General features: G+C 45.6%; 9 protein-coding genes. 2 read left to right on the top strand and 7 right to left on the bottom strand.

Annotated features, from left to right (window positions below):
* Nucleotides 1-164 precede the first annotated feature (164 nt).
* Nucleotides 165-1859, bottom strand: coding sequence for a Na+/H+ antiporter NhaC family protein (locus Q0238_RS06735; protein ID WP_297944232.1), 1695 nt, complete (start codon nt 1857-1859; stop codon nt 165-167).
* 16 nt (nt 1860-1875) lie between these two features.
* Complete coding sequence (locus Q0238_RS06730; RefSeq protein ID WP_297944229.1) at nt 1876-2622, bottom strand: SDR family NAD(P)-dependent oxidoreductase; 747 nt, start codon at nt 2620-2622, stop codon at nt 1876-1878.
* Between the two features lie 242 nt (nt 2623-2864).
* On the opposite strand from Q0238_RS06730, the gene Q0238_RS06725 reads away from it, so the two are divergent.
* The gene (locus Q0238_RS06725) at nt 2865-3560 is read left to right on the top strand and encodes a hypothetical protein (RefSeq protein WP_297944226.1); all 696 of its coding nucleotides are present in this window, start codon (nt 2865-2867) and stop codon (nt 3558-3560) included.
* Nucleotides 3561-3701: 141 nt separating this feature from the next.
* On the opposite strand, the gene Q0238_RS06720 is transcribed toward Q0238_RS06725, so the two are convergent.
* From Q0238_RS06720 to Q0238_RS06700, 5 genes are all read right to left on the bottom strand, one after another.
* Complete coding sequence (locus tag Q0238_RS06720) at nt 3702-3923, bottom strand: S-ribosylhomocysteine lyase (RefSeq protein ID WP_297944223.1); 222 nt, start codon at nt 3921-3923, stop codon at nt 3702-3704.
* 240 nt (nt 3924-4163) lie between these two features.
* Nucleotides 4164-4706: a DJ-1 family glyoxalase III gene (locus Q0238_RS06715; RefSeq protein ID WP_297944220.1), complete on the bottom strand. Its 543-nt coding sequence runs from the start codon at nt 4704-4706 to the stop codon at nt 4164-4166.
* 10 nt (nt 4707-4716) lie between these two features.
* The gene (locus tag Q0238_RS06710; RefSeq protein WP_297944217.1) at nt 4717-5292 is read right to left on the bottom strand and encodes a c-type cytochrome; all 576 of its coding nucleotides are present in this window, start codon (nt 5290-5292) and stop codon (nt 4717-4719) included.
* A 75-nt stretch (nt 5293-5367) separates the two neighbouring features.
* Entirely contained in the window at nt 5368-6576 is a 1209-nt protein-coding gene (locus Q0238_RS06705) for a major outer membrane protein (RefSeq protein WP_297944215.1), read from the bottom strand.
* A 792-nt stretch (nt 6577-7368) separates the two neighbouring features.
* Complete coding sequence (locus tag Q0238_RS06700) at nt 7369-7755, bottom strand: hypothetical protein (RefSeq protein ID WP_297944213.1); 387 nt, start codon at nt 7753-7755, stop codon at nt 7369-7371.
* A 326-nt stretch (nt 7756-8081) separates the two neighbouring features.
* Here Q0238_RS06700 and Q0238_RS06695 point away from each other — a divergent pair.
* On the top strand, nt 8082-8403 hold a 322-nt coding region (locus Q0238_RS06695; protein WP_297944234.1), incomplete at its 3' end, for an EamA family transporter.

The raw sequence follows: 8403 nt of genomic DNA, 5'->3' as shown, positions 1-8403 counted from the left end.
TTTTAAAATTTGCTCGCGCTTTTTGAAATTTCGTTTTAAAATTTTACTAGCGCGACGGAATTTTACAGAGTGAAATTCCGCGAGGCGGATTAGAATTTCGCCCAGTAGAATTCCGCATCGCTGCGGAATTCAAAATTTAAAAGCAAATTTAAAATTTGCGGGAGCTACTCCTCTATTTTTTTACCTGCGAACCGCACGAGAGCCCACGTAACGGCAAGCCCCATCGGCAGTGCGATCCAGACGCTAAGCCCTAGCGCTACGGGCAGATAGCCCGCCACCACGGCGACCGCGCCGACGGATAGAGCGTAAGGCATCTGCGTCTTTACGTGCTCGATATGATCGCAGCCCGCGCCCATCGACGAAAGGATCGTGGTGTCCGAAATCGGCGAGCAGTGATCGCCGAAAATGGCGCCCGTAAGCACGCCAGAGATATTTACGATCATATAGGCGTGAAGCGCATCACCCGAAAGCCCGTAGTGAAGTCCCACGGCGTTTGCCAAAGGTATGGCAAGCGGCATTAGGATTCCCATCGTGCCGTAACTCGTGCCCGTCGAAAAGCTAATGAACGAGCCCAGCACGAAAATCGCTACCGGAAGCAAAAATTTCGGCGTGTTTTGGCTCAGCATATCGACTAGATAGCGCGACGTGCCGAGCTCCTTGATGACAGAGCTGAGCGACCATGCAAGCAGCAAGATCACGATCGTGACGATCATTGTCTTCCACCCCTTTATCCACGTAGAGATCGCCTCTCTGACGTTAAAAATTTTACGGTAAACGCTCATAAATATAGACACGACCGTAGCAAGAAGCGCCGCTTGAAAAAGCGCGACCGACGAGTTTGCGTTGCCGAAGGTCGCCTGAAGCGTCATAAAGCTTAGCGGAGCGGCTTTTGCGGCCGCGAGGGCATCGCCCTCAAGCTTGCTTAGCCCGCTGAAATAAAAACTTGCAAACGCACCGCAGATTAGCACTATAAGCGGGATGACGGCATTTGAAGCTTGCGGCTTGATCCCCTCTTTGGGCTCTAGCGTTTTATCTTCTAGCTCGGCGATGTTAGAATTTTTGGAGTGGATTTCGCCGCTCGCCGCTCGCCTTTCGGCGGAGAGCATTGGTCCGAAATCTCTACGCATGAACGCTACGTAAAGCACGAAAGCGAGCATGAAAAGATTGTAGAAGCGATACGGCATGGTCTGCACGAAGATCGAGAAAGCGTTTACGTTTTGCACGCCGATCTGATCATATCCCGCTCTTATCAGAGAGACTTCGAGCCCTACCCAGGTAGAAATTAGCGCGATACCCGCAATCGGTGCGGCGGTGGCGTCGATGATAAAGGCGAGCTTTTCGCGGCTGACTCTAAATTTATCGGTGATCGGCCTCATGACGGGGCCTACGATCAGAGCATTTGCGTAGTCGTCAAAAAATACGAAAAGACCCATAATCCACGTTGAAATTTGCGCCGAGATACCGGTTTTGGCGCGCTTGCTAATCCAAAGCGCCACGGCTTTCGTGCCGCCCGTCCTGCTAATCAGAGCGACCACGCCGCCGATACAAAGCACCTGTAAAAGCACGCCCGCGTTGCCTTTGCTAGCCATTGAGCTCACCACGCGCGAGACCAGATCCGTAAAGCTGCCCACAAGCGCGGAGATCGGATTGTTGCCGACGACTGCAAGCATATAGGTGCCGCTAAAAACGCCGATGAAAAGCGATAGGATCACCTCTTTGGTAATAAAGGCAAGCGCGATCGCCACGACGGGCGGCACCAGCGTCCAGATGCCGAAAAGCTCGGCATTATGCTGTCTGGTCGCGTCATCTACCGCAAACGTGGCAACCGATAAAAACATTAGTAATAGAATTTTTTTCATTTTCTCGCCTTAAAATTTAATGCTTTTCGATAAAAAGCCCAGCCCAGCTCTGCTGCGTCGCCATCGCCTCTACGACGTTGATATTTACACGACGGGGCATCGCTAGGCAGCTTAGCACGATCTGCGCGATGTCCTCGGGCAGGATCGCATCGACCCCCTCATACACGGCCGCAGCGCGCACTACGTCGCCTTTAAAGCGCACCTCGCTAAACTCACTCTTACAGATTCCCGGCGCGATCTCCGTTACGCGGATGCCGGTGCCGCGCAGGTCGTTGCGAATATTGCGGCTAAACTGCTTGATAAACGCCTTGCTCGCGCCGTAAACGTGGCTACCCGGATAGGGCCACGCGCCCGCAGTCGAGCCGAGATTGAAGATATAGCCGCTTTTGCGCGCGATCATCAGCGGCAGCACCGCCTTGGTCGAATACAGCACGCCTTTGATATTCGTATCGACCATCGTCTCCAAATCCTCAACGGGCGTCTGCGCGATCCCCTCAAGCCCGAGCGCAAGGCCTGCGTTATTTACGAGCACCTCGACGTCTTTGAAATTTGCAGGCAGCGCGCTTACGGCGTCAAACACCGCAGCTTTATCGCGAATATCCGCGGCGATAATATGCGTATTGCCGAGCTCGCCGGCTAGCTTTTGTAGCCGATCTTTGCGACGCCCAAGCGCAATAATCTTATAGCCCTGCGCGCTAAGCGCCCTGGCGATCGCCTCACCAAAGCCGCTCGTAGCGCCCGTGATGAATGCCGTATTTTTCATATAATCCCCTTTGCGTAAAATTTTAAATTTAGCGCAATGATAACGCAAAACGGATTTAGAATTTATGAATTTGATCTTGCGGCGCGGGCGCGGATGAAATAATGCGAAGACATTGAGCGTGCTTCTAGCGCGCACGAGCTCGTAATCAGCAGCGGATTTGGCGAGCGCACGGCTAAATTTAAAATTTTGCGCCGTTTGTTTTTCGCGGTTTGCTATAATCACTTAAATTTAGGGGAAGGCAAATGAGCAAATTTATACGATTTATCCTTGCTAGTATCTGTGTTTGCGCCACTTATGCGGGTCTTAAATATGCTTTTATGCTCTTTATCACGTGGCTCATGTTTAGTGGGGTATATTTTGACGGGCCGGGTGCACTGCTCGGCATACCGCTCACGTTTCTAAGCTCGTCGGTTATATTTGATTATTATTGTATTGCGCTGGGCTCTCATCTGCTCTTTTTATCGCTACTTAAAGGGCGCGACGTGAAAACGCGGTGGATTTTACCTTTATTTTTTCTCATAACGCTCGCGTTTTGTAGCTTTTGCGTCTTAATCGGGCACGAAGATTATCAGCGCATAAACGCGCTTTTTGCACTCTTGCTTATCTCTCCTTTTACGCTCATCGCATATGCCATCGTTACGACCGTAATCCTTGCCAAAAATAAAATTTCGGATTATTATCCGGTCTTAATCGCGATAATTTTTGTGCCCATTCATGCCGCCAGCATAGGGATATGGGGATTAGAACGGATATATTTTGGAGTGTTTCTAAACGCGACGATACTGGGGATTTTTTATTTCACGGCGAAAATCGGGCGCGTAAATTTGATCGCACACAGACCTACACCCGACAAAATGCAAAATTCTAAAGACCGCGTTATCAAAACGATACAAAGCAGCGCGGCATTTTTAAACGACGATATTTTAAAGAAGCGCTAAATTTTATCCTTTTTAGGAATTCTAAATAACGCTTTCGTCTTCGTCGCGCATTACAAGCTTATATTCTTCCCGATAGATCTGAGCTTTACCGACAAAACCTTCAAAAACTGCGCCGTTTTGCCTCTTGACACATTGACGTCGCTATTTGATCAAATTTATATCCAGCGCAATCTCGTCGTTTTTAATCACGCCGATACCCTTGTTTAGCACGTTTTGCGCGATCTGTTCATCTTCTGCTAGCGAGTGCATCGCGAAGATGCCACACTGAAATTTATTCAGCTGAGTTTCCTTTTGAGAGCCTACGCCCAAAATATCTTTCATACTCGCGCTCCACGCCGCTACGATGTTAATATTTAGTTTCAATAGCGACTAGCTCCAATAAAATTTTATCTGTCACGCACAAAGTTTTTTGCGTTTTTCGATCTAAAATTTGAGTTGCAAGAATTCCATTTGTCGTTTACGGATACTCAGAATAAATATTGTAGCTATTTTATACGTGCAGAGTAAGATAAAATTTGTAGTTCTCAGGCGTGGCAAAATCAGCACGCCCCGTTTTACAGATGGCAAAATAAAGCGCGCCAGAATCGACCCTAACTTGAAATTTTATTTAAAAAGTAAATCGGACTTTAGCTTGGAATAAACCTGCTCGCCTTTTAACTCACGGACGATTTGCAGTGCGAATTCCATCGCAGTAGCAGGGCCTTTCGAAGTCATTATATTTTGATCTTTTACGACATTCGCCGAATTCGTATAGCCTGGGTGAGCGATCTGATTTTCAAAACCCGGATAACAAGTGTAAGAGCTTTTTAGCACACCTGCGGTGGCTAGTGCCCACGGAGCAGCACATATTGCGCCGATCTTGGCATTGTTTGCGTCGAAGTCGCGCAGTATCTGCCCCAGCTTCTCGCTTTTGGCCAAATTCTCCGCGCCGGGCAAGCCGCCTGGCAAAACGATCATATCAAATTCCGAAACTTTTATATCGTCTAAAATTTCATCGGCGATCATCTCTACGCCGTGCGCACCGCAGACGCATTTTTTATCCAGCCCTACAGATACCGCATTGATCTCTGCGCGGCGCAAAATATCGATCAAACTTACCGCCTCGATCTCTTCAAAACCGTTTGCCAAAACGATCGCTACTTTCATCTACGCTCCTTTATTTTAGGTATGAGCCCTGCTCGCTCGGGGCGGTCGAAATTTCAGTATTCGTGCTCCTACTAGACGGGCTATCGTATAGAAATGAATCATCACCCTTTAGATAGGCGATGATGTAGCCTAGTTCCGTAGCGCCTGTTTTAGCGGCGATCGGCTGCATAATATTTTTCATCTTGCCGCCATAGCTTAGATCTGTGGTGTATTGCGACATAGCTATCGAGATCTCTTTGGCGTCCATATCTTTGAGTTTACGCGATACTCCATAAGCTTTTTTTTGGCCATTCTCGCCGTGGCATGAAGCGCACTTCTCAGCAAAGATAGCTCCACCTCTTTCTTTTAAAAAATTTATATTTCGATTTACCTTGCCGCTATGGGTTTTACTGCCTGTGACCGGAGTGTTTTTGTAGATATTTACGGTTACATTTTCATCTTTAGAATGCTTTTCGATCAGGGATTTTAGCTCTTTGGCAAACTCACCTTTGGCTTCGAATACATACGTGTCATCACTTGCTTTATCCGCGGCATTTAAACTAAAGGCAAAAAAACATGCTAAAAAAGAAATTTTAAAAATTTTCATAGAAAACCTTAATTTAGAATTTAAAAAGGGCGAAGCAAAAGCTTCGCCCTAATTTTACCTGTATAAGGTAAATAATTAGAAGCTGTATTTAGCCTCAAATCTGATGCGATCTTTTTTCTCATCAAGACCTGTGCCATAAGCATCATCAATCTTATAGTGAGAATACCAAGTTTTGAAGCTTAGCTTTTCATTATATTTATAAGAAATTCTACCTACTACCTCATATGCATTATCACCATCTGCTTTACCATCTAGGTAATCGGCACCGATTCTGATACCAGTATCAGGGATAGTATAGCCTGCTACTACATACCAGTAGTGATTTTCGCCAGTAAAGTTTCTATAGTCTAACAACTCTTCACCTGGGCTAATGAAAGAGCCTTGATCTTCAAAAGATACAAAAGAAACTTTATCTTTATCATCAGGTTCAAATTTTAAATAACCTGCAGCTAAATCAACGCCAAAGAAACCAGCATTAGCCTCTGCTGCCCAGAAGTCTGCATCACTAGCGCCCGCATCTTTATAATCGCCGTCGAAATCAGAGAATGCGTACTGACCTTTTACGCCGAGATTAAAATCATCAGAGATATCAAAGTTTAGAGCTAACTCTGCGGCGAAAAGCTGTGCTACGTCCTCTAGAGCATTATACCATAGCTGGAAAGATACTGGATCATATGAGCCCATAAATCCTATACCATATAGATTATGATCAGTAGTTAGTTTATTATCTACCGCTGCGCCCCATTTAAGGCTTGAAATATCGCTATCGTTCTCTAAAGAATCCATCCAGAAGCCAGTAATTGTCAAGCCCTCGATATCGGTGCTAGTAATCTTAACACCGTCTCCATACATATCATCGGTAAAGAACGAACCTATACCTTGGCGACCGACTGCGATTGTAGTGCCACCAACAGTGTATCCTAAGTAAGCCTTAGCGATATCAAAATCGGAACCTTTGTCACTTGGATTTTGTTTGCCATGATATTGGCTATTTGAAGAGGAATGCGATTCGCCATTATCTCTATCTAAGAACCTAACGCCCACTACACCAAAGAAGTTATCGTCGATTTTTGCTTTGAAATCTACTTCGGACTTAAATTCCCATTGGCTAGAATTATTTCTATGGTTCTCGTCATCTGTCTTTTTATCGTGAGTGTATCGCATACGAGCGTATCCGTTTAGATCCACGTCTTTGATAGCTTCCTCTAATGGAACAGCGCTTGCACTCATCGCAAGAGCACCTGCAGCGACTGCTGCCGCTAAACTAAGTTTAACTAGTTTCATTTTGAACTCCTTTAAAAGTTTGTAAGCGCAATAGTAGCACAAAATGACAAATTATATGCTTAAAATAGGCTGAAAAATACTAAAATTTTACCGAATTGTTACCGAGTATTTACCGAAAATCCAAATTTAACGGGCATAAAAAAAGCGAGACCCACACAGGCCTCGCCGATTATTGAAAGGAGTTCTAATTTCGATGTGGGGATTATATCAGGCTGCGGTAAACAGACGGCAACACCTCTTTCATGCGGGAGAAATTTCATAAAAATTTACGATACAAAATTTTATGAATGAAATTTCAAGACACAAAATTTGCAAAGCGTAGGTTTTAAAAATCTACGCGACATCTTATCAGTAGAGAATACAGGCACCGAGAATACACAGTACGCGAAAAACTGCGAGAAAGAAAATTTATAAGAATTTCGCAATCAAAATTCTAGCGCCAGCTGTATTTCTATAATATAGAATTTTGCGGACAAAATGGCACTATGCAGCAAGGAATTTAAGCGCGAAAGCAAGTGGATATGAAATGGTAACCGAGCCATAGAAGCAAGATACGCAGCACAGAATTTTGTGAAATATAAAATTCCACAACTTATAAAATATAAAATTTATGCAGGCAATCGCATAAAGAATCAGCGGACTTTAAAGCGCAAGCAAATCGCGCCAGCCCGCCATGATTAAGAACAGAAACTATTGCCTTCATAAGAGTAGGGAGCAAACACAAAAACGTTTCACAAAGTAAAAGCAGGCTCGCTTACCTTAAAGGGTGCAGCAGCTAAAAATCGCATAGAACTAAAAGCTGATATTTTCGCTCTCTGGTACAGCAATAGCGTCGTTTTTATGCATTTGTTTGGTCTCGATTTTTCCGATGTCATAAGCGCGCGGAACAACGGAACCTGCCTTGCGCGAGATGATTCGCATATCGGTGATAGCGCCTGAAGCGGTACTTATATAGGCAGTATCTCCCGCAGCCGCATAATATCTGCTTGCGCGAGCGGTGTAGAGCTCGCCGTTGGATAGATCTTTGAACGTATAGACGTAAGCTGTGGAGCTTTGGCGAGTGTAGTTTACGATCTCGGATTTGAGCGAGCGTAAGTTGCCTGCAGGCGTCGGAGCGGTGCTTACGGCGCAGCCTACGAAGCCAAGAGCCAAAAGTGCGGAAAATATGAAATTTTTCATTCAGTATCCTTCATTTGTAAAATTTGAACTTTTAGAGTAGTAGGTTTGGGCTTAAAGTTTGCTTTTTTGAGAGGCATCGGAGTGGAATTTAAACGATGATGGATGCGCTTGCGTCGCTGGCATTTGTTTTTGAGGAGCGTCGAAGTGGAATTTAAACAGATCTCTCTTAGCGTTAGGCGAAGCGAGAGCGCGCTTTTAGCGATTTTTCTATATATGCGGGGCAGAATTTAGCAGCAATCGTAAGCAAGACTTGGCAATCGCATCTAAATTAAAAACAGAGCTCTAGTTTTTTACCCGGCCAGCTTGCATCAGCACTCTTTGCGGCGCTGACCGCGATATTTGCAAAAATCGGGCTTGAAGGCATTAACTCTCACTTCGCAACTTTTATCCACACGATCATCATTGCCCTATGTCTCGCCGTGTTCCTACGCTACGCTAAAGCCTGGCAGCCGCTATCGAGCCTGAACCCTCGCAACTGGGTATTTTTGATACTAAGTGGGCTGGCGACGGGTGCATCGTGGCTAGCGTATTTCAAAGCCCTACAAATCGGCAAAGCCTATCAAGTAGCACCGATCGATAAACTAAGCGTAGTACTCGTTGTAATCATCGCTGTGATCTTTTTAGGCGAGCGCCCGAGTCTTCGCGAAT

Origin of the sequence: uncultured Campylobacter sp. (assembly GCF_938045775.1) — a bacterium.
Classification (GTDB): Bacteria; Campylobacterota; Campylobacteria; order Campylobacterales; family Campylobacteraceae; genus Campylobacter_B.
This window is presented reverse-complemented; position numbering and strand designations above follow the sequence as displayed.